Source organism: Pseudomonas sp. 20P_3.2_Bac5 (assembly GCF_025466035.1).
Classification (GTDB): Bacteria; Pseudomonadota; Gammaproteobacteria; order Pseudomonadales; family Pseudomonadaceae; genus Aquipseudomonas.
In genome coordinates this window covers 1-19386 of the sequence record NZ_JANLOA010000126.1, presented here as the reverse complement: position 1 = coordinate 19386, position 19386 = coordinate 1, and the positions used below count along the sequence as shown (strand labels likewise).

Here is a 19386-nt window from a genome sequence, read left to right as displayed (position 1 = left end):
TGAACGGGGCGTTACTGCTCCAGCGCCTGCTGCAGCGGTACGTAGAACTCTTCGCAGAGCGCGTCCACCGCCGGGCGCGCCGTGGCGGTGACGAAACCGAGCTCCAGCACCAGCACCTGATAAACGCCGCGCTTGATGGCTTCTTCACTCAAATGCGCGGCATTTTCCCGGGTGGTGCAGAGAAAGCGGACCCAGGACGTGAGGATGATCCAGGCGTTGAGGGTCAGCGACTCGATCTGCACCGTGTTCATTTCCAGGATGTCCGCCTCGACAAAGCCGGTGTAAATGGCCTGGCCCTGCAACAGGCAACGCTGGGAAAAGCGCCGATAGCGGGCGGCCAGTTCCTTGTCGCTGTCGAGCAGGTGTTCGAGGTCGCGGTGCAGGAAGCGGTAGTTCCACATCGCCGCGAGGATCGCCTTCAAGTAGAAGCGCTTGTCCTCGACCGTGGCCAGGCGGCCTTTGGGCGGGTGCAGGAAACTTTCCACCTGTTCCTCATACTGACTGAACAACTCGGCAATGATTTCCTGCTTGTTGGCGAAGTGGTAGTAGAGGTTGCCGGGCGAGATTTCCATATGCGCGGCGATGTGGTTGGTACTGACGCTGCGCTCGCCCTGCTGGTTGAACAGCTCCAGGCTGTTTTGCACGATGCGCTCGCGGGTCTTGATACGCGGGGCCATGACGCCAGCTCCAAAAGCGTGAGCTTGAAATGTTTGGTTAATCTTACGGCCTCAATGGGGTGCGTGCATCTGCTGAATGCAGGGGAATTCAGCGCTGCGATGAGGCCCGACAGAGCCACACAAAAAGACCAACTAGAGTATATGCTCTAGCCGAAACAATTAGTCATGGAGGTTCCGATGTCCCAACTGGACTGGCTCGACGCCCTGTTCGAACAACAGCGCGACGCCTTCAACCGCCTGCCCATGCCACCCCTGGCCCAGCGCCGGCAATGGCTCAAGGCCCTGCGCCAGGCGCTGATCGAGCGACAGGACGAGTTGGTCACCGCCATCGATCAGGACTTCAACGGGCGCAGCGCCGACGAAACCCGGCTGGCTGAACTGATGCCCAGCGTGCTGGGCCTGGCCCATGCGGAAAAACACCTCGGCCATTGGATGAAATCCCGGCGCCGCAGCGTCGGCCTGGCGTTCCAGCCGGCCAGTGCGCGCGTGCACTACCAACCGCTGGGCGTGGTCGGGGTGATCGTGCCGTGGAACTACCCGCTATTTCTTGCCATTGGCCCGCTCACCGGCGCCCTGGCCGCGGGCAACCGGGTGATGCTCAAGCTCAGCGAAACCACGCCGGCCACCGGGCTGGTGCTCAAGAACCTGCTGGAATCGGTGTTCCCCACGGACATGGTCAGCGTGGTGCTGGGCGAGGCCGACGTGGGCGAGGCATTCTCCCGCCTGCCGTTCGACCACCTGCTGTTCACCGGCGCCACCAGCATCGGGCGCCATGTGATGCGCGCTGCCGCCGACAACCTCACCCCGGTGACCCTGGAACTGGGCGGCAAATCGCCAGCCATCGTCTCCTCCCGCGTACCGCTGGCCGACGCCGCCGAGCGCATCGCCTTCGGCAAGACCCTCAACGCCGGGCAGACCTGCGTCGCGCCGGACTATGTGCTGGTGCCGGAAGGGCGGATCGCCGGCTTTATCGACGCCTACCGCGAGGCGGTAAAACGCTTTTACCCACAGGTGCAGGGCAACCCGGACTACACGGCGATCATCAGCGATCGCCACCTGGCCCGGCTCAACGGCTACCTTGATGACGCCCGCCTGCAAGGCGCCACGGTGACCAATCTGTACCCGGACGAACCGCTGCAAGGTCGCCGCCTGCCGCCCTATCTGCTGCAAGACGTCCACCAGCAGATGCAGGTGATGCAGGACGAAATTTTCGGCCCGTTGCTGCCCATCGTGCCTTACCGGCATATCGACGAAGCCATTGCCTACATCAACCAGCGACCGCGTCCGCTGGCGCTTTACTACTTCGGCTACGAGCGCGGCGAACAGAACCTGGTGCTGGAAAACACCCATTCCGGCGGCGCCTGTCTCAACGACACGTTGCTGCATGTCGCCCAGGATGACCTGCCGTTCGGCGGCGTCGGCCCTTCCGGCATGGGCCATTACCACGGCTACGAAGGCTTCCAGACCTTCAGTCAGGCCAAGGGTGTGCTGGCCAAGCAGCGCCTGAACCTGGCGCGGCTGATCTACCCGCCTTATGGCAAGCGCCTGCAACAACTGGTGTACCGTTTCTTCATCCGCTGATCGCTGCACAGGCCCGACAATAATGACAACATGCCTGCCCGACGCCGCCGCGCTCAACCGCCGCGGCCTGCTCAAGTTCAGTCTTGGCGCCACGCTGTTTCTCGGCGGCGCCAGCTTGCTCGGCTGCTCCGCCGAAGCGCCCGCCAGCGGCTTCGCTGTGCTGCGCAAGGCTGATCTGCCGCTGCTGCGCGCCATCACCCCGGTAATCCTCGCGGGCGCCGCGCCCGCCAGCGCCACGGAAGCGGTCCTCGCCCGTCTCGACGACACGCTCGCCAGCCTCTCGCCGGAAATGCTCGGGCTCACCCGGCAACTGTTCGACGTGCTCGCCCTGCCGCTGACCCGCGGCCCGCTCACCGGCATCTGGGGCGCCTGGGAACAGGCCAGCCGCGAAGACATCCGCGCCTTTCTGCTGCGCTGGCAGGACAGCGCGCTGAACCTGCTGCGCCAGGGTTATTGCTCGCTGCTGCAACTGCTGTTGATGGCCTGGTACAGCCTGCCCGAATCCTGGGGCGCCTGCGGTTATCCCGGCCCGCCGACATTCTGACCCACAAGAGCCCGCCCATGCCCGTACCCGACCTGTTCCGCGACGGCCTCGCCCGTGGCTGGAAAACCCGTGACGGCTCCGCCCTGAGCCAGGACCTGACCCTGGAAACCGACATCGCCATCATCGGCAGCGGGGCGGGCGGCGCCACCAGCGCAGAACGCCTCAGCGAAGCCGGCTACCGGGTGCTGCTGATCGAGGAAGGCCCGCTGCAGACCAGCAGCGACTTCAAAATGCTCGAGCACGAGGCCTACGCCCGCCTCTATCAGGAAGGCATCGGCCGCATGAGCAAGGACGGCGCCATCACCATCCTGCAGGGCCGCGCCGTGGGCGGCACCACGCTGATCAACTGGACGTCCAGCTTCCGCACCCCGGAACCGACCTTGCAGCACTGGGCCCGTGAACACGGCGTCAGCGGCCTCGGCGTGGATGACCTGGCGCCCTGGTTCGAGCGCATGGAGCAGCGCCTGAACATCGCCCCCTGGCAGGTGCCGCCCAACGCCAACAACGACGTGCTGCGCCGCGGCTGCGTGGCCCTCGACCTGGACTGGAAGGTGATTCCGCGCAACGTGCGCGGCTGCGGCAACCTCGGCTATTGCGGCATGGGCTGCCCGCTCAACGCCAAGCAATCGATGCTGGTCACCAGCATTCCGGCGACGCTGGAAAAAGGCGGCGAACTGCTCTACCTCGCCCGCGCCGAGCGCTTCGAACACGACGGCCAGCGCATCCGCGAATTGCACTGTGTGGCCATGGACCCGCGCTGCGTCGCGCCCACGGGCCGGCGCATCCGGGTACGGGCGCGGCACTACCTGCTGGCTGGCGGCGGCATCAACAGCCCGGCCCTGCTGCTGCGCTCCGGCGCCCCGGACCCGCATCAGCGTCTCGGCAAGCGAACCTTCCTGCACCTGGTCAACTTCAGCGCGGCGCGTTTCGCCGAACCGGTGAACCCGTTCTACGGCGCGCCGCAGTCGATCTACAGCGACCACTTCCAGTGGCGCGGCGGCGTCAGCGGCGCCATGGGCTACAAGCTGGAAGTACCGCCGCTGCACCCGGCCCTGGCCGCCACGCTGCTCGGCGGTTTTGGCGAGGACAACGCGCTGCGCATGGCCGACCTGCCCCACACCCACGTGATGCTGGCCCTGCTGCGCGACGGCTTCCACCCGGACAGCGTCGGCGGCAGCGTGCACCTGCGCGGCGACGGCTCGCCGGTGCTCGATTACCCGGTTTCGGCCTACGCCTGGGACGGCGTGCGCCGCGCTTTTCACAGCATGGCGCAGATTCAGTTCGCCGCCGGGGCCGAGAGCGTCCTGCCGCTGCACAGCCATGCTCGCCCCGCAAAAAACCTGGCCGAGGCCCGCGCGATGATCGACGACTTGTCGCTGGAACTGTTCCTCACCCGCCTCGGCAGCGCCCATGTGATGGGCGGCTGCGCCATGGGCGAAGACCCGCGCCAGAGCGTCTGCGACAGTCTCGGCCGGCATCATCAACTGGAAAACCTGTCGATCCACGACGGCTCGCTGTTCCCCACCAGCATCGGCGCCAACCCGCAACTGTCGGTCTACGCCATCAGCGCCCGGCTCAGCGACCAACTCGCCGAACGCCTGAAAATGCCCGCATGACAACAGCGGGCCGCGCTGTCTATAGTCCGTTGGGCCGGTGATGGCGACTTGGCCCGACCGTATCGGCTGCGCTACCATCCGACTCCCTAACGCCCTCCTGCCAGGACGACGCGATGAACCGAGTGTTGTACCCGGGTACTTTCGACCCGATTACCAAGGGCCATGGCGATCTGGTCGAACGCGCCTCACGCCTGTTCGATCATGTGATCATCGCGGTTGCCGCCAGCCCCAAGAAAAACCCGCTGTTCCCGCTGGAACAACGAGTAGAACTGGCGCGTGAGGTCACCCGGCACCTGCCCAACGTCGAAGTCCTTGGCTTCTCCACGTTGCTGGCGCACTTCGCCAAGGAGCAAGGCGCGAATGTCTTCCTGCGCGGCCTGCGCGCGGTGTCGGACTTCGAGTACGAGTTCCAGTTGGCCAACATGAACCGGCAACTGGCGCCCGACGTCGAAAGCCTGTTCCTCACCCCATCGGAGCGTTATTCGTTCATCTCCTCGACGCTGGTGCGCGAGATCGCGGCCCTGGGCGGCGATATCACCAAGTTCGTCCACCCGGTGGTGGCCGACGCACTCACCGAGCGATTCAAGAAGTAATCTCAACTCCGGCCTGAAACCCGCGCCCGCGTGCACTGCGGGCGCTAATACGGCACAATTGCGCCCATTGGTTTTCAATTGCCAGTGCGCGAGAGCCTGGCCGGAGTCCCCATGTCCCTGATCATCACCGACGATTGCATCAACTGCGACGTCTGCGAACCCGAGTGCCCGAACGCCGCCATCTCCCAGGGCGAAGAGATCTACGTGATCGACCCGAACCTGTGCACCCAGTGCGTCGGCCACTATGACGAACCGCAATGCCAGCAAGTCTGCCCGGTCGACTGCATCCCGCTGGATGAAGCCCACCCGGAAACCGAAGACGAGCTGATGACCAAATACCGCCGTATTACCGGCAAGGCCTGATGCGGGGCGTCGCCCCTCTCCGATCGTTGTTCCTCGGCGCCAGCCTGGCGCTGTGCAGCATTGCGGCCCTGGCCGACGGACCGGGGCGCGCGGCAATCGCCACGCCTCACCCTGAAGCCACCGCTGCGGCGCGTGAAATCCTCAGTCAGGGCGGCAACGCCTTCGACGCGGCCATTGCCGTGAGCGCCGCACTGGCCGTGGTCGAGCCCTATGGCTCGGGCCTGGGCGGTGGCGGCTTCTTCCTGCTGCGCCAGCCCGGCACGCCCACCGGCTACCGCTTTATCGACGCCCGCGAAAAAGCGCCCGGCAACGCCACGGCGGACATGTACCTGAAAGACGGCAAGGTCGAGCCCGGCCTGTCGATCAACGGTCCGCTGGCGGCGGCCATTCCCGGCTTGCCCGCAGCGCTGGACGAACTCGCCGCGCGCTACGGCAAGCTTCCTCTACGCAGTAGCCTGGCCCCGGCGATTCGCCTCGCCAACCAGGGTTTTGCCGTCGATCGCATCTACCGCGACCGCGCCACGATGCGCCTCAGCGCCCTGCGTGATGACGCGGAAAGCGCACGGCTGTTTCTTGATCGCAATGAAGTGCCGGCCCTCGGCCAAGCGATCCGCCAGCCGGAACTGGCCGCAACCCTGCAACGCTTGGCAGATCAGGGCCGCGACGGTTTTTACCGGGGTCCGGTGGCGCAAACGCTGGTGCGGGAAGTCAACGCCGCCGGCGGCATCTGGAGCCTGGACGACCTCGCCAACTACCGCACCGCCGAGCGCGAGCCGCTGCGCTATCGCCTTGCCGACCAGCGCGAACTGATCAGCGCCCCGCCGCCGTCCGCTGGCGGCGTGGCTATCGCCCAGAGCCTGGCGATGCTCCAGCGCCTGCCATGGCAAAGCGCCGACAAGGTGCAGCGCGCCCACTATGTGCTGGAAGTCTTGCGCCGGGCCTACCGTGACCGTGGCCTGCTTGGTGACCCGGACCATGTGGATAATCCCGTGCCGCGCCTGCTGTCGCGCTCGCACCTGGTTGAGCTGGCCGACAGCATCGACGTGCACGACGCCACACCGAGCAGCCGCCTGCCGCCGTCGCCCGCCTGGCGCGAAGGCGACCACACCACCCACTTCGCGGTGATCGACGCCGACGGCAATGCCGTGGCGGCGACCTTGTCCGTCAACCTGCCTTTCGGCGCAGCCTTCACCGCGCCCGGTACCGGCGTGGTGCTGAACAATGAAATGGACGACTTCGCCGCCGACCCGCACGGCAGCAACAGCTACGGCCTGAGCGGCAGCCAGGCCAACGCCGTGGCGGCCGGCAAGCGACCGCTGTCGAGCATGAGCCCGAGCTTCATCGAGAGCCCCGGAGAATTCGCCACCTTCGGCACGCCGGGCGGCAGCCGGATTCCGAGCATGGTGCTGCTGTCAATGCTGGAGTATCTGGACGGTCGGCCAGTGAGCACCTGGCCAGCGGTGCCGCGCTATCACCACCAGTATTTGCCGGATGTGGTGGAGCATGAGCCGGGCGCGTTCAGCGAGACGGAGCAGGAGGCGCTGCGGGCGCGCGGTTATGAGCTGAAGGATCTGGGGCGCAGCTACGGCAATCAGCAGGTGCTGTTCTGGGACAAGCGGGACGGGCGGCTGGAGGCGGCGAGTGATCCGCGTGGGGTGGGCAGTTCAGAGGTGGTGAAGCCCTGATGGCCTCATCGCTGGCAAGCCAGCGATGAGGCCAGCAAACTCAACAACGATCTACTTCTGACACCGCGGACAAAACACACTCGCCCGCTGCCCCAGCTTCACTTCCCGCAACACCGTGCCGCACACCTTGCACGGTTCTTCGCCCCGCCCATAAACAAACAGCTCCTGCTGGAAGTACCCCGGCTGACCATCCCCGCCGATAAAGTCCCGCAAGGTGGTGCCGCCTCGCTCGATCGCCGCCGCGAGGATGCGCTTGATCTCGATCGCCAGCCGCAGGTAACGCGCCCGGGAAATCCCGCCCGCCTCGCGGCGCGGATCGATACCCGCCGCGAACAGCGCTTCGGTCGCGTAGATATTGCCAACCCCGACCACCACAGCGTTATCCATGATGAACGGCTTCACCGCCATCGACCGCCCGCGGGACAGCTGGAACAAGCGCTCACCATCAAACAGGTCGGTCAGCGGCTCCGGGCCGAGCCGGATCAGCAGCTCATGCTCCAGCGGCGTCTGGCTCCAGAGCATCGCGCCGAAGCGCCGCGGGTCGGTGTAGCGCAGCGCCAGGCCGGACTCCAGCTCGATATCCACGTGCTCGTGCTTTTCTGCCGGCAAGCCGATTTCCACCAGCCGCAGGTTGCCAGACATACCCAGGTGGCTGATCAGCGTCCCCACCTCGGCATTCAACAACAGGTATTTCGCACGCCGCTCCACCGAGACGAAACGCTGCCCGGACAGGCGCACGTCGAGGTCTTCGGGGATCGGCCAGCGCAGGCGACGGTCGCGCACGATCACCCGGCTGACGCGCTGGCCTTCGAGGTAAGGGGCGATGCCCCGGCGAGTGGTTTCGACTTCAGGTAGTTCCGGCATGGATCAATGGCTGCCCAGTTCGCGGATGGTTTGCTTGAGGCTCTCGAAGTCGTATTCCGACAGGCCGATATAGTCCAGCACCAGGTGCCCGACGGTATTCCATTCGTGGTCCACGCTCTGGTTGCCCAGCACCCGGTGCGATGCGCAGATGTGCTCGGCCATCTTCAGGATCGCCAGCAGGTTTTTCAGCGGCGCGTTGCGCGGCGAGTCGTCGCTGAACACCGCCAGGGCGTTGTGGTGGTTGGCGATAGCGTTGCTGACATGCTCCGGCAGGCGCCAGGACTTGGCCGTGTAGTAGCCCACCACCGCATGGTTGGTGTTGAACACCTGGTTCTCGGTATCCACCACCCGCTGGTTGTCGCCGGCGCTGGCGTAGGCGTCTTCCAGCACCCTCATGTATTCGGGGAAACGCTTGAGCATCAGCGGCACGCCGCAATCGTGGAACAGACCCAACGCGTAAGCCTCGTCCACCGCCTGGGAGCCAAAGCGCTTGGCCAGGGTCAGGCTGGTCATCGCCACGTCCTGGGCCGTGTCCCAGAAACGGTTGAGGGTGACGATGGTTTCATCGCTCATCTCGCCCTTGATCGACTGGGCGTTGATGAGGTTGATGATCGAGCGGCTGCCCAGCAGGTTCACCGCGCGCTGGATCGAGGCGATCTTGTTGGTCAGGCCGTAATACGGCGAGTTGACGATCTTCAGCAACGCGCCAGACAGGCCAGGGTCCTGGGAAATCAGCTTGGCGATCACCTCGAGGTCGGGATCGGGCATGTACTGCTCCATCTGCAGGTCCACCATGATCTGCGGTTGGGGCGGGACGCTGATGCCTTGCAAGGCTTGCTGGATCTGTTCGGCGGTTAGTTCCGGGGTCATAAATTCACACTCGCGGCTGACGGCGAATTCTAACCTGATCAGTACAGTGGGGCGCCACGCAAAATACCGTCCGCTGGCCTGCAATTTGTCGCGCCGGCGCAGTGCTCGCCTGGTCGACAGGCTATACTCCCGCTCTTTTTTCCCGGAGCGACGTCATGTCCCTGCCCACCCTTCGCCTCAAAGCCAACGCCGACCGCCGCCTGCGCGCTGGCCACCTGTGGGTCTACAGCAACGAAATCGACGTCGCCGCCACCCCGCTGCACGGCTTCAAGGCCGGCGACCAGGCCGTTCTGGAAACCGCGGGCGGCAAGGGCCTGGGCATCGTCGCCCTGAGCCCGAACAACCTGATCTGCGCCCGCCTGCTGTCGCGCGACGTCAAGCTGGCGCTGGACAAATCGCTGCTGGTACACCGCCTGAACGTCGCCCTGTCGCTGCGCGAGCGCCTGTTCGACAAGCCGTTCTACCGCCTGGTCTACGGCGATTCCGACCTGCTGCCGGGCCTGGTGGTCGACCGTTTCGGCGACATCCTCGTGGTGCAACTGGCCTCGCCGGCCATGGAGCGTCAGCGCGATGACGTCCTCGCCGCGCTGATCCAGGTGCTCAAGCCGAGCGGCGTGCTGTTCAAGAACGACTCGTCCGCCCGCGATGCCGAAGGTCTGGAGCGTTATGTCGAAACCGTCTACGGCGAAGTGCCGGAGTGGGTTGCGCTGGAAGAGAACGGTGTGAAGTTCGAAGCGCCGGTGATGGAAGGCCAGAAGACCGGCTGGTTCTACGACCACCGCATGAACCGCGCGCGCCTGGCGCCGTACGTCAAGGGCAAGCGCGTGCTTGACCTGTTCAGCTACATCGGCGGCTGGGGCGTGCAGGCTGCGGCCTTCGGCGCCAGCGAAGTGTTCTGCGTCGACGCTTCCGCCTTCGCCCTCGATGGCGTGGAACGCAACGCCGCGCTGAACGGCTTCGCCGAGAAAATGACCTGCATCGAAGGCGACGTGTTCGCCGCCCTGCGCGAACTGAAGGCCTCGGAAGAACGCTTCGACGTGATCGTCGCCGACCCGCCCGCCTTCATCAAACGCAAGAAAGACCTGAAAAACGGCGAAGGCGCCTACCGCCGCCTGAACGAACAGGCCATGCGCCTGCTGAGCAAGGACGGCATCCTGGTCAGCGCATCGTGCTCGATGCACCTGCCGGAAGACGACCTGCAGAACATCCTGCTCACCAGCGCCCGTCACCTGGACCGCAACATCCAGCTCCTCGAGCGCGGCGGCCAGGGCCCGGACCATCCGGTACACCCGGCAATCCCGGAAACCCGCTATATCAAGAGCATCACCTGCCGCCTGCTGCCTAATAGCTGAGTGCGTCAGTGAAATGAAAAATCCCGGCCTGGTGCCGGGATTTTTTATCGCCCCAGTTTCTCCAGCGCGGCATCGGCGAGGAAGGAAGAGCGGCTTTTCACGTTGTGGTCGCGAACATAGCGGTCGATACGCTGAATGACAAAACCTGGCAGGGTGACATTCACTTTCTCGGTCTTGCCCAAGTATGGCGTGACGTCGATTTCGAGCATTCCCCACCCCATGCCCGCGAAATCGGGATTGCTGCGATGAGTAGCCGCGCTGGTGGGCATAGGAATGGACTGACCGCTCCCGACAATCTCTTCCAGCATGATGTGCGCAACCTCGACTGCGGCGGCATAGGCATCCTCGAAGGTATCGCCTGCGGTGACCGCACCAGGGATATCCGGAATCTGGATGCCCGTGGCGGTCTTTTCATCGCCCCATTCGATGCAGATCGGGTATTGCATGTTTGACTCCTGCGAAGTTGCAAAAGGCGAGCCCGGGTTATTTCAGCCCAGCCCGTTCCCTGATGCTTTTTACAGTGCCCAGCGGCAGGTCCTTTTTGGGATGGGGCACGGGGATTGAGTTTGGATTGCGGGGGTGCTTGAAAATGTGATGGCTTCCCGTGACACGCTTCAAAAACCAACCAGCAGCTTCAAGCTCCTTGATCAACAGTCTGCTTTGCACCTCCATCTCTCCCTGATGAGCGAAGGAGCAAACATAAGCGCTGAGCCATCAAAGCACCCTGAAAAAGATGTGTCCAGAGTTATCTTTTAATGGCCTGCTGCCGGGCGCTACTGACTAGATCCTGCCCAACATCGACCTCACCACCCGCCGATGAAACGGCGCGATCAGGCGCATGTAGAAGCGGCCCAGTGCATTGTGCGGTTCGACGATGGAGGTCAGGCTGAGCTGGTTGTTCGGGTCCAGGTGCACGGAAATCAGGACATCCAGGTGGCTGTCCTTGAGCGACAGCACCAGTTCCTTGTCCGTCACGGCGGCGATCTGGAAGAAATCGAGGTTGTCGCCCACCCGCGGGGTCTTCTGCTCGCGCAAGTTGAAGCCGGCGACCGGCTTGAGGCCGAAGGGCCGGACCATCATGTCGCGCAGGCGGATCGCCTGGTTGACCCAATCCGGCACCGCGCGGCTCATCCGCTGGTAGGCATCCAGCGCGGTCAGGCCCTGTTCGGGCGTCACCCGGCGGGCGAAGCAGTCGAAGAACCAGGCCGTGGTGGACAGCATCCGCAGGACGCTGCTGGCGGGAACATCGGCAGGGTGGACCATAAACTCCTCCATGGAAGTCCAAAGCGAGAAGTCGATCACGGTAGCGCTCCGCCGCCCGGAAAGCGACCCCGACCAAAAAAGGGCTTGTCTGCGCCACAAAGCGCCGGGCCGCGCGCGCCAACTGTCTATTGCGCCATTCCCTAAGCCCGCCAGCGGTGTAGAATCGGCCTATTCATCGCCAGTCATCCCCCGGCGGGTTTATGAGCTCTGGCCGAGCGCACGGCGATCCCGCGGCGTCTTCGGCTTCATCCGTACCAGCGGCCACCTGCCTTGCGGTACCAAGGACAAGAGAAGCTCACTCCCCTCATTGATACCTGATTAGCCGCCAGGAGTGCTTCATGCCTGATTACCGTTCCAAAACGTCCACCCACGGCCGCAACATGGCCGGTGCCCGCGCGCTGTGGCGCGCCACCGGTATGAAGGACGAGGACTTCAAGAAGCCGATCATCGCGATCGCCAACTCGTTCACCCAGTTCGTCCCGGGCCACGTGCACCTGAAGGACCTGGGCCAACTGGTCGCCCGCGAAGTGGAACGCGCAGGCGGCGTGGCGAAGGAATTCAACACCATCGCGGTGGATGACGGCATCGCCATGGGCCACGACGGCATGCTCTATTCGCTGCCAAGCCGCGAGATCATCGCCGACTCCGTCGAGTACATGGTCAACGCCCACTGCGCCGACGCCATCGTCTGCATCTCGAACTGCGACAAGATCACCCCCGGCATGCTGATGGCCGCCCTGCGCCTGAACATCCCGGTGATCTTCGTTTCCGGCGGCCCGATGGAAGCCGGCAAGACCAAGCTGGCCAGCCACGGCCTGGACCTGGTCGACGCCATGGTCATCGCCGCCGACTCCACCGCCAGCGACGAGAAAGTCGCCGAGTACGAGCGCAGCGCCTGCCCGACCTGCGGTTCGTGCTCCGGCATGTTCACCGCCAACTCGATGAACTGCCTGACCGAAGCCCTGGGCCTGGCCCTGCCGGGCAACGGTTCGACCCTCGCCACCCACAGTGACCGCGAGCAACTGTTCCTCAAGGCTGGCCGCACCATCGTCGAGCTGTGCAAGCGCTACTACGGCGACAACGACGACAGCGTGCTGCCGCGCAACGTCGCCAACTTCAAGGCGTTCGAGAACGCCATGATGCTCGACATCGCCATGGGCGGCTCGACCAACACCATCCTGCACCTGCTGGCCGCGGCCCAGGAAGCCGAGATCCCGTTCGACCTGCGCGACATCGATCGCCTGTCGCGCAAAGTGCCGCAACTGTGCAAGGTCGCGCCGAACATCCAGAAGTACCACATGGAGGACGTCCACCGCGCCGGCGGCATCTTCAGCATCCTCGGCTCACTGGCCCGTGGCGGCCTGCTGCACACCGACCTGCCGACGGTGCACAGCCCGAGCATGGAAGAAGCCATCGCCAAGTGGGACATCACCCAGACCGACGACGAAGCCGTGCACACCTTCTTCAAGGCAGGCCCGGCCGGCATCCCGACGCAAACCGCGTTCAGCCAGTCGACCCGCTGGGAAACCCTGGACGACGACCGTGAACACGGCTGCATCCGCAGCGTCGAGCACGCCTACTCGCAAGAAGGCGGCCTGGCCGTGCTGTACGGCAACATCGCGCTGGACGGCTGCGTAGTGAAAACCGCGGGCGTCGATGAGTCGATCCACGTGTTCGAAGGCAACGCGAAGATCTTCGAAAGCCAGGACAGCGCGGTGCGCGGCATCCTCGCTGACGAAGTGAAGGAAGGCGACATCGTCATCATTCGCTACGAAGGTCCGAAAGGCGGCCCGGGCATGCAGGAAATGCTGTACCCGACGTCGTACCTGAAGTCCAAGGGCCTGGGCAAAGCCTGCGCCCTGCTGACCGACGGCCGTTTCTCCGGCGGCACCTCGGGCCTGTCCATCGGCCACGCCTCGCCGGAAGCCGCTGCGGGCGGCGCCATCGGCCTGGTGCAGGACGGCGACAAAGTGCTGATCGACATTCCGAACCGCTCGATCAACCTGCTGGTCAGCGATGAAGAACTGGCGGCACGTCGCATCGTCCAGGACCAGAAAGGCTGGAAGCCGGTCGAACAGCGTCCGCGCAAGGTGACCACCGCGCTGAAAGCCTACGCCCTGCTGGCCACCAGCGCCGACAAAGGCGCGGTGCGCAACAAGGCCCTGCTCGACGGGCTGTGAGTTGTAGATCGAAATGAAAAAACCGGCGCCCTTGGGTGCCGGTTTTTTTATGGGGATCCTGCCGTGGGCTCAGGGGCCTTATCGCTGCGGTTGGGGGGCGCCGAGCCGCAGCGATGAGGCCGTGCGAACTATTGAATGTCTTCGGGCGTCACCACCACCCAATTCTTGTCCGCCGTCACCGGCAACCCTTCCCTGGCCTGGGCAGCCGCGTGCTTGGCCATCATTGCGTTGATCTGGTCCATGTATTTGGCCTTGCGGTTGATCCACAGATGAACCCCGCCCTTGGCCACATCGACACTGTGGAACAGCATGTAGCCGTCGCTGCTCGGGGTGTCGCCGCCCACCAGCACCGGTTTCTTCCACTCATCGATGTAGGTGAGGATCGCCGCCTGCTTGCCCGCCATCCAGGTCGCCGGGGTCCACAGGTACGGGGTCAGTTCCAGGCCGAGGTTGGCGGCGGGGTCGTACTGGCCGGCGCTGATCTGCTTGCGCGCGGTAGTCAGGGCGCCGCTGGCGCGGTCCTTGAGCAACAGGCTGACGCCGATGACGTTCTGCGGCTTCACGTTGTAGCCGTACTTCGGATCGGCAGCGACCATTCGCACCAGTTCTTCGGAAGCCGCCGTCATCACGTAGACCTCGATGCCGTTCTCCATCAGCTTGTTGAACAGCTCGGTCTGCCCGGTGAACACCTTGGGCGGCTGCACCTCGATGGCCTTGACCTGATCGCCCTCGAAATAGGTGCTCGGCACCGGCTTGCCCGACGCCATCAGCTCATCGACGTAGCCTTTGAGTTCCTTGAGGGTGAAGCCGGAAAATACCTGCGCGACCCACGGGTAGCAGACCATGTCGTCGATTTCGCAGAGGCGGTAGTAGTAACTGAACAGGCTTTCCTTGTGCTCGGCGGTGTCCTTGAACGGGATCAGCTTGAGCGAGGGGTCGAGCTTGTCGCGGGTCAGCAGGCCTTTGTTTTCCATGAACGGCAGCAGCGACTCTTCGAGGTCGAAGCGGTAGCTGGTGTTGTCCATGTCGAACACCGCGTAGTTACCTTTGTGGGCATTGGCGGCGATCATCGCGTCGAGCTGCTTCGCGGCCGGGGCCGGCCAGTGTTTCAACTCCACCGCCAGGGTCTGCCCGGCGAACAGCAGGGCCAGGCCGGCGGCGAGGATTTTCGGAGCGAACGTCATGTGCGGGTCTCCTGCAAAAGGGTGCGCTCCACCCTAAGCAGTCCACCGTCACCGCCCAACTCTGACAACGACGTCGACAACGGCCTCAACGGCAGCCACTTGTCCAAAAACGACCTTCTGTTATTCCAGAAACGACACTCGTCATTCCATATCGATATAAAGTCCTTTGTTTTCAGACTGTTAGCATTTTCGTTTCAGCTATCGCCCACAGCGGCGATGCGCGTCGTTTTTTCTGGAGCTTCAATGAACCTGCCGCTGTTTCTCAATCTGCTGGTGTTCCTGGCGTTGCTGCTGGGCCTGGCTCAAACCCGTCACCGCAACTGGAGCCTGGCCAGGAAGGTGCTGATCGGCCTGGTGCTGGGCGTGTTGTTCGGCGCCGCGCTGCATGCGATCTACGGCGCCGGTAACCCAGTGCTCAAAGCCACCATCGGCTGGCTCGACCTGGTCGGCAACGGTTATGTGCAACTGCTGCAAATGATCGTCATGCCGCTGATCTTCGTCTCGATCCTCGGCGCCGTGGCGCGGCTGCACAATGCTTCGTCGCTGGGCCGCATCAGCGTGCTGACTATCGGCACGCTGCTGTTCACCACCGCGATCGCCGCGCTGATCGGTATCGTCCTGACCAACCTGTTCGGCCTGAGCGCCGAAGGACTGGTGGCCGGCACGCAGGAAACCGCGCGCCTGCAAGTGATCCAGAGCGATTACGCGGGCAAGGTCGCCGACCTGAACATCCCGCAACTGCTGCTCTCGTTCATCCCGAGCAACCCGGTGGGCGACCTGGCCCGGGCCCGGCCGACCTCGATCATCGGCGTGGTGATCTTCGCCGCCTTCCTCGGCGTGGCCGCGCTGCAACTGCTCAAGGACGAACCGGAGAAAGGCAACCGCGCCCTCGCCGCCATCGAAACCCTGCAAGCCTGGGTGATGCGCCTGGTGCGCCTGGTGATGAAACTGACCCCGTATGGCGTGCTGGCGCTGATGACCAAAGTGGTCGCCAGTTCGAACCTGGACGACATCCTCAAGCTGGGCAGTTTCGTGGTGGTGTCCTACATCGGCCTGGCGCTGATGTTCGTGGTGCATGGCGTGTTGCTGAGCCTTTCCGGGGTCAACCCGCTGCGCTTCCTGCGCAAGGTCTGGCCGGTGCTGACCTTCGCCTTCACCAGCCGCTCCAGCGCCGCCAGCATCCCGCTGAGCATTGAAGCGCAAACCCGTCGCCTGGGCGTGCCGCAGGCCATCGCCAGCTTCGCCGCGTCGTTCGGCGCTACCATCGGCCAGAACGGTTGCGCCGGGCTGTATCCGGCAATGCTGGCGGTGATGGTCGCGCCGGCAGTCGGCATCGACCCGCTGAATCCGCTCTGGATCGCGACGCTGGTGGCAGTGGTGACCTTGAGTTCGGCCGGGGTGGCCGGGGTGGGTGGCGGGGCGACCTTCGCCGCGCTGATCGTGCTACCGGCGATGGGCTTGCCGGTGGAGCTGGTGGCGCTGCTGATCTCGGTCGAACCGCTGATCGACATGGGCCGCACGGCGCTGAATGTCAGCGGCGCGATGACGGCGGGGACTATCACCAGCCAGATCATGGGGCAGACCGACAAGGCGCTGCTGGCGGCGGATGAGCAGGTGCAGTTGAGTCACTCGTAGGACTCTGATCGCTGCGGTTCGGCGCACCGAACCGCAGCGAAAGGACCGTAAAGCGGTCCCAAAACCTCAGCCCCGCTCCCAAACCTCAAAGTGATACACCGGCTTCCCTTCCTCCGCCGGCGCCTGCTCGCTGGACACCTTGGTCCAGACCCGCTCATCCACCGCGGGAAACCAGGCATCGCCTTCCGGGCTCAATTCCACCCGGGTCAGGTACAAGCGATCCGCCAGTCCCGTCTCCAGCGCCTGCCCGTAAAGCTGCGCGCCACCGATCAGCATCAGCTCATCCACACCCTGCTCCGCCGCCCACTGGTCGGCGCGGACGATAGCGTCTTCCAGCGAGGCGAACACTTCGGCGCCTTGCAGTTGCAGGCCGGTCTGGCGGCTGACCACCAGGTTCAGCCGGCCCGGCAAAGGGCGGCCCAGCGAATCCCAGGTCTTGCGACCCATGATGATCGGCTTGCCCAGGGTGGTGGCCTTGAAGTACTTGAAGTCCCCCGGCAAATGCCAGGGCATGCGATTGTCGATGCCGATGACGCGGTTCTCGGCGAGGGCCGCGATCAGGCTGAGAGGGCGTGATGTTTTCATGGCGGCGAGGATAGCAAAGCCCGTTCGCGGATGCCTGGGTTATGCTTCCAGACTGACTCGCTCAACGGAAGCTGTACGTGACTGGACTGACCGACCTGGACAAGCGCTGGCTGACCGAAGCGGTGCGCCTGCGCGAAGAACACACGGGGCCCCTGGAAGACCAGGAAGCCAATCGCCGCGCCCGCCAACAGGGCGGCGACCTCGCCCGGCGCATCGAACACCGCGCCCTGTTCCTGGCCGAACGCGACGGCCTGGGCCAGGCGCTGGAACACTACAAACGCGGCGCCCGCCTGGCCTTGCTGGCACTGCTGGTTGTGGCGCTGGTCAGCGGAGCCGGGCTGGCCTTTGCCGCCCTTGGCGACGGGCAACGTCCGGTGAATGTGTTCTGGGCCCTGGGCAGCCTGCTCGGGCTCAATCTCCTTTTACTGCTGGGCTGGGCCACCGGCCTTTCCATGGCCGGCGATCAGGGCGCGAGCCTCGGCCGGCTGTGGCTCTGGCTCAGCGAAAAACTCGCCCGCGACGCCAAAGCCGCGCACCTCGCTCCAGCCCTGTTGGTGCTGTTGCAACGCCAGCGCCTGACCCGCTGGCTACTCGGCACGCTGGTCCACGGCCTCTGGCTGCTGGCCCTGCTCGCCGCGCTGGTGTTGCTGTTGATGCTGCTCTCGACCCGGCGCTACGGCTTCGTTTGGGAAACCACCCTGCTCCAACCCGATACCTTCGTCAGCCTCACCCAGACCCTCGGCGCCCTGCCGTCCCTGCTCGGATTCAGCACCCCGGACGCGGCGATGATCCGCGCCAGCGGCGACAGCCAGCCGGCGTTGGAACTGAGTCGTCAGGCCTGGGCCGGCTGGCTGCTCGGTGTGCTGGTGGTCTACGGCATCCTGCCGCGCCTGCTGCTGGCGGTGCTCTGCCTGTGGCGCTGGCGTCAGGGCCGCGCGCGCCTTGCCCTCGACCTCAAGCTCCCCGGCTACAGCGCCCTGCGCGAAGCGTTGATGCCCAGCAGCGAACGCCTCGGCGTGAACGACGCCGCGCCCGATCAGTTGCCGCAAATCGAACGCGGCCAGGACGACGTGCAACACGACGGCGCGCTGCTGGTGGGCCTGGAGCTGGACGATCAACGCCCGTGGCCGCCCGCCCTGCCGGCCTCGGTGACCAACGCCGGCGTGCTGGACAGCCGCGAATCACGCAAGCGCCTGCTGGAACAGCTCAGCCACTTTCCTCCGGCGCGCCTGGCGATTGCCTGCGACCCACGGCGCTCGCCGGATCGCGGCAGCCTCGCGCTGCTCGCCGAGCTGGCGCGCAGCGCGGCGGCCACGCGCATCTGGCTGATGCAGCCGCCACCCGGCCAGGCGCTGGACGCGGAGCGTCTGGGCGACTGGCATCAGGCCCTGGACCAACTGGCCTTGCCCCACGCCGACACGGCACCGTTGAACTGGCTGGAGCACGGTCATGACTAAAGCGCTGAAGCTGGCCGTGGTCGGCCACACCAATGTCGGCAAGACCTCGCTGCTGCGGACCCTGACCCGCGATGTCGGCTTCGGCGAAGTGTCCCATCGCCCCAGCACCACCCGGCATGTCGAAGGTGCGCGGCTGTCGGTGGACGGCCAGCCGCTGCTGGAGCTGTACGACACGCCCGGCCTGGAAGACGCCATCGCCCTGCTCGATTATCTGGAACGACTGGAACGCCCCGGTGAGCGCCTCGACGGCCCGGCCCGGCTCGAACGCTTCCTGCAGAGCAGCGAGGCGCGCCAGCGCTTCGAACAGGAGGCCAAGGTGTTGCGCCAGTTGCAGGCCAGCGACGCCGGGCTCTATGTGATCGACGCCCGCGAACCGGTGCTGGCCAAGTACCGCGACGAACTGGAAGTGCTGGCCGGCTGCGGCAAGCCGCTGCTGCCGGTGCTCAACTTTGTCGCCAGCAGCGACCACCGCGAACCCGACTGGCGTGAGGCCCTGGCCCGGTTGGGGCTGCACGCGCTGGTGCGTTTCGACAGCGTTGCGCCACCCGAAGACGGCGAACGACGGCTGTACGAAAGCCTCGCCCTGATGCTGGAAAACGCCCGCCCGGCCCTGCAACGGCTGATCGACGACCAGCAGGCGCAACGGCAGCTTCGCCAGCACAGCGGCAAACGCCTGATCGCCGAACTGCTGGTGGATTGCGCAGCGTGCCGGCGCAGCGTGGTGGCCAAGCCGGACGAAGAAGCCGCCGCCGTGCGCGAACTGCGCGAAACCATTCGCCAACGTGAGCAACGCTGCGTCGAAGCGCTGCTCAAGCTGTATGCCTTCCGCCGCGAAGACGCCAACGCCAGCGACCTGCCGCTGCTGGACGGGCGCTGGGGCGATGACCTGTTCAATCCGGAAACCCTCAAGCAACTGGGCATTCGCCTGGGCGGCGGT

General features: G+C 65.0%; 19 protein-coding genes. 11 read left to right on the top strand and 8 right to left on the bottom strand.

The window, feature by feature from the left end; all coding sequences use genetic code 11:
• Positions 1-11: 11 nt before the first annotated feature.
• Complete coding sequence (locus tag NTD88_RS23195) at positions 12-677, bottom strand: TetR/AcrR family transcriptional regulator (protein ID WP_095156356.1); 666 nt, start codon at positions 675-677, stop codon at positions 12-14.
• A 165-nt stretch (positions 678-842) separates the two neighbouring features.
• Between NTD88_RS23195 and NTD88_RS23190 the strand changes: the two genes are divergently transcribed.
• The 6 genes from NTD88_RS23190 to ggt all read left to right on the top strand — a co-directional run bounded on the left by NTD88_RS23190 (position 843) and on the right by ggt (position 7059).
• Complete coding sequence (locus tag NTD88_RS23190) at positions 843-2258, top strand: coniferyl aldehyde dehydrogenase (protein ID WP_262156361.1); 1416 nt, start codon at positions 843-845, stop codon at positions 2256-2258.
• A gap of 22 nt (positions 2259-2280) precedes the next feature.
• Positions 2281-2802, top strand: a complete 522-nt coding sequence (locus NTD88_RS23185) for a twin-arginine translocation pathway signal protein (protein WP_262156362.1) — start codon at positions 2281-2283, stop codon at positions 2800-2802.
• A 17-nt stretch (positions 2803-2819) separates the two neighbouring features.
• Positions 2820-4418, top strand: coding sequence for a GMC family oxidoreductase (locus NTD88_RS23180; RefSeq protein ID WP_262156363.1), 1599 nt, complete (start codon positions 2820-2822; stop codon positions 4416-4418).
• 113 nt (positions 4419-4531) lie between these two features.
• On the top strand, positions 4532-5011 hold the full coding sequence (gene coaD / locus NTD88_RS23175) for a pantetheine-phosphate adenylyltransferase (protein WP_095156360.1): 480 nt from the start codon (positions 4532-4534) through the stop codon (positions 5009-5011).
• A 111-nt stretch (positions 5012-5122) separates the two neighbouring features.
• The gene (locus NTD88_RS23170) at positions 5123-5374 is read left to right on the top strand and encodes a YfhL family 4Fe-4S dicluster ferredoxin (RefSeq protein ID WP_095156361.1); all 252 of its coding nucleotides are present in this window, start codon (positions 5123-5125) and stop codon (positions 5372-5374) included.
• The gene (ggt, locus tag NTD88_RS23165) at positions 5374-7059 is read left to right on the top strand and encodes a gamma-glutamyltransferase (protein ID WP_262156364.1); all 1686 of its coding nucleotides are present in this window, start codon (positions 5374-5376) and stop codon (positions 7057-7059) included. Before NTD88_RS23170 ends, ggt begins: the two co-directional genes overlap by 1 nt.
• 51 nt (positions 7060-7110) lie before the next feature.
• Here the strand turns inward: ggt and mutM are convergent, their stop codons facing one another.
• Together mutM and NTD88_RS23155 are read right to left on the bottom strand one after the other, a co-directional pair.
• A complete protein-coding gene (gene mutM, locus NTD88_RS23160) occupies positions 7111-7923 on the bottom strand; it encodes a bifunctional DNA-formamidopyrimidine glycosylase/DNA-(apurinic or apyrimidinic site) lyase (RefSeq protein ID WP_262156365.1) in 813 nt (270 codons plus the stop codon).
• A gap of 3 nt (positions 7924-7926) precedes the next feature.
• Positions 7927-8793, bottom strand: a complete 867-nt coding sequence (locus tag NTD88_RS23155; protein WP_095156364.1) for an HDOD domain-containing protein — start codon at positions 8791-8793, stop codon at positions 7927-7929.
• A gap of 155 nt (positions 8794-8948) precedes the next feature.
• Here NTD88_RS23155 and NTD88_RS23150 point away from each other — a divergent pair, with 155 nt between their 5' ends.
• Positions 8949-10145, top strand: coding sequence for a class I SAM-dependent rRNA methyltransferase (locus NTD88_RS23150; protein WP_262156366.1), 1197 nt, complete (start codon positions 8949-8951; stop codon positions 10143-10145).
• A gap of 44 nt (positions 10146-10189) precedes the next feature.
• Here the strand turns inward: NTD88_RS23150 and NTD88_RS23145 are convergent, their stop codons facing one another.
• The 3 genes from NTD88_RS23145 to NTD88_RS23135 form a co-directional block, all read right to left on the bottom strand.
• Positions 10190-10591, bottom strand: coding sequence for a type II toxin-antitoxin system HicB family antitoxin (locus tag NTD88_RS23145; RefSeq protein WP_095156366.1), 402 nt, complete (start codon positions 10589-10591; stop codon positions 10190-10192).
• A 37-nt stretch (positions 10592-10628) separates the two neighbouring features.
• Positions 10629-10811 (bottom strand): type II toxin-antitoxin system HicA family toxin, encoded by a 183-nt coding sequence (locus tag NTD88_RS23140; RefSeq protein WP_095156494.1) that lies wholly within the window; start codon positions 10809-10811, stop codon positions 10629-10631.
• A gap of 114 nt (positions 10812-10925) precedes the next feature.
• Entirely contained in the window at positions 10926-11408 is a 483-nt protein-coding gene (locus NTD88_RS23135; protein ID WP_262156367.1) for a DUF2867 domain-containing protein, read from the bottom strand.
• A 338-nt stretch (positions 11409-11746) separates the two neighbouring features.
• On the opposite strand from NTD88_RS23135, the gene ilvD reads away from it, so the two are divergent.
• Complete coding sequence (gene ilvD / locus NTD88_RS23130; protein ID WP_262128840.1) at positions 11747-13588, top strand: dihydroxy-acid dehydratase; 1842 nt, start codon at positions 11747-11749, stop codon at positions 13586-13588.
• A gap of 128 nt (positions 13589-13716) precedes the next feature.
• Here the strand turns inward: ilvD and NTD88_RS23125 are convergent, their stop codons facing one another.
• A complete protein-coding gene (locus tag NTD88_RS23125) occupies positions 13717-14772 on the bottom strand; it encodes a haloacid dehalogenase-like hydrolase (RefSeq protein WP_262156368.1) in 1056 nt (351 codons plus the stop codon).
• A gap of 243 nt (positions 14773-15015) precedes the next feature.
• Between NTD88_RS23125 and NTD88_RS23120 the strand changes: the two genes are divergently transcribed.
• A complete protein-coding gene (locus tag NTD88_RS23120; RefSeq protein ID WP_262156369.1) occupies positions 15016-16407 on the top strand; it encodes an L-cystine transporter in 1392 nt (463 codons plus the stop codon).
• 66 nt (positions 16408-16473) lie between these two features.
• Here the strand turns inward: NTD88_RS23120 and NTD88_RS23115 are convergent, their stop codons facing one another.
• Positions 16474-16992: a dihydrofolate reductase gene (locus tag NTD88_RS23115; protein WP_262128837.1), complete on the bottom strand. Its 519-nt coding sequence runs from the start codon at positions 16990-16992 to the stop codon at positions 16474-16476.
• A gap of 77 nt (positions 16993-17069) precedes the next feature.
• On the opposite strand from NTD88_RS23115, the gene NTD88_RS23110 reads away from it, so the two are divergent.
• Together NTD88_RS23110 and NTD88_RS23105 are read left to right on the top strand one after the other, a co-directional pair.
• Positions 17070-18449 carry a DUF2868 domain-containing protein gene (locus NTD88_RS23110; protein WP_262156370.1) on the top strand — a complete coding sequence of 460 codons (1380 nt, stop codon included), beginning with the start codon at positions 17070-17072 and terminating at the stop codon, positions 18447-18449.
• Positions 18442-19386, top strand: a 945-nt coding sequence (locus NTD88_RS23105; protein WP_262191765.1) for a GTPase/DUF3482 domain-containing protein, incomplete at its 3' end; no start/stop codon positions are given. The genes NTD88_RS23110 and NTD88_RS23105, both read left to right, overlap by 8 nt.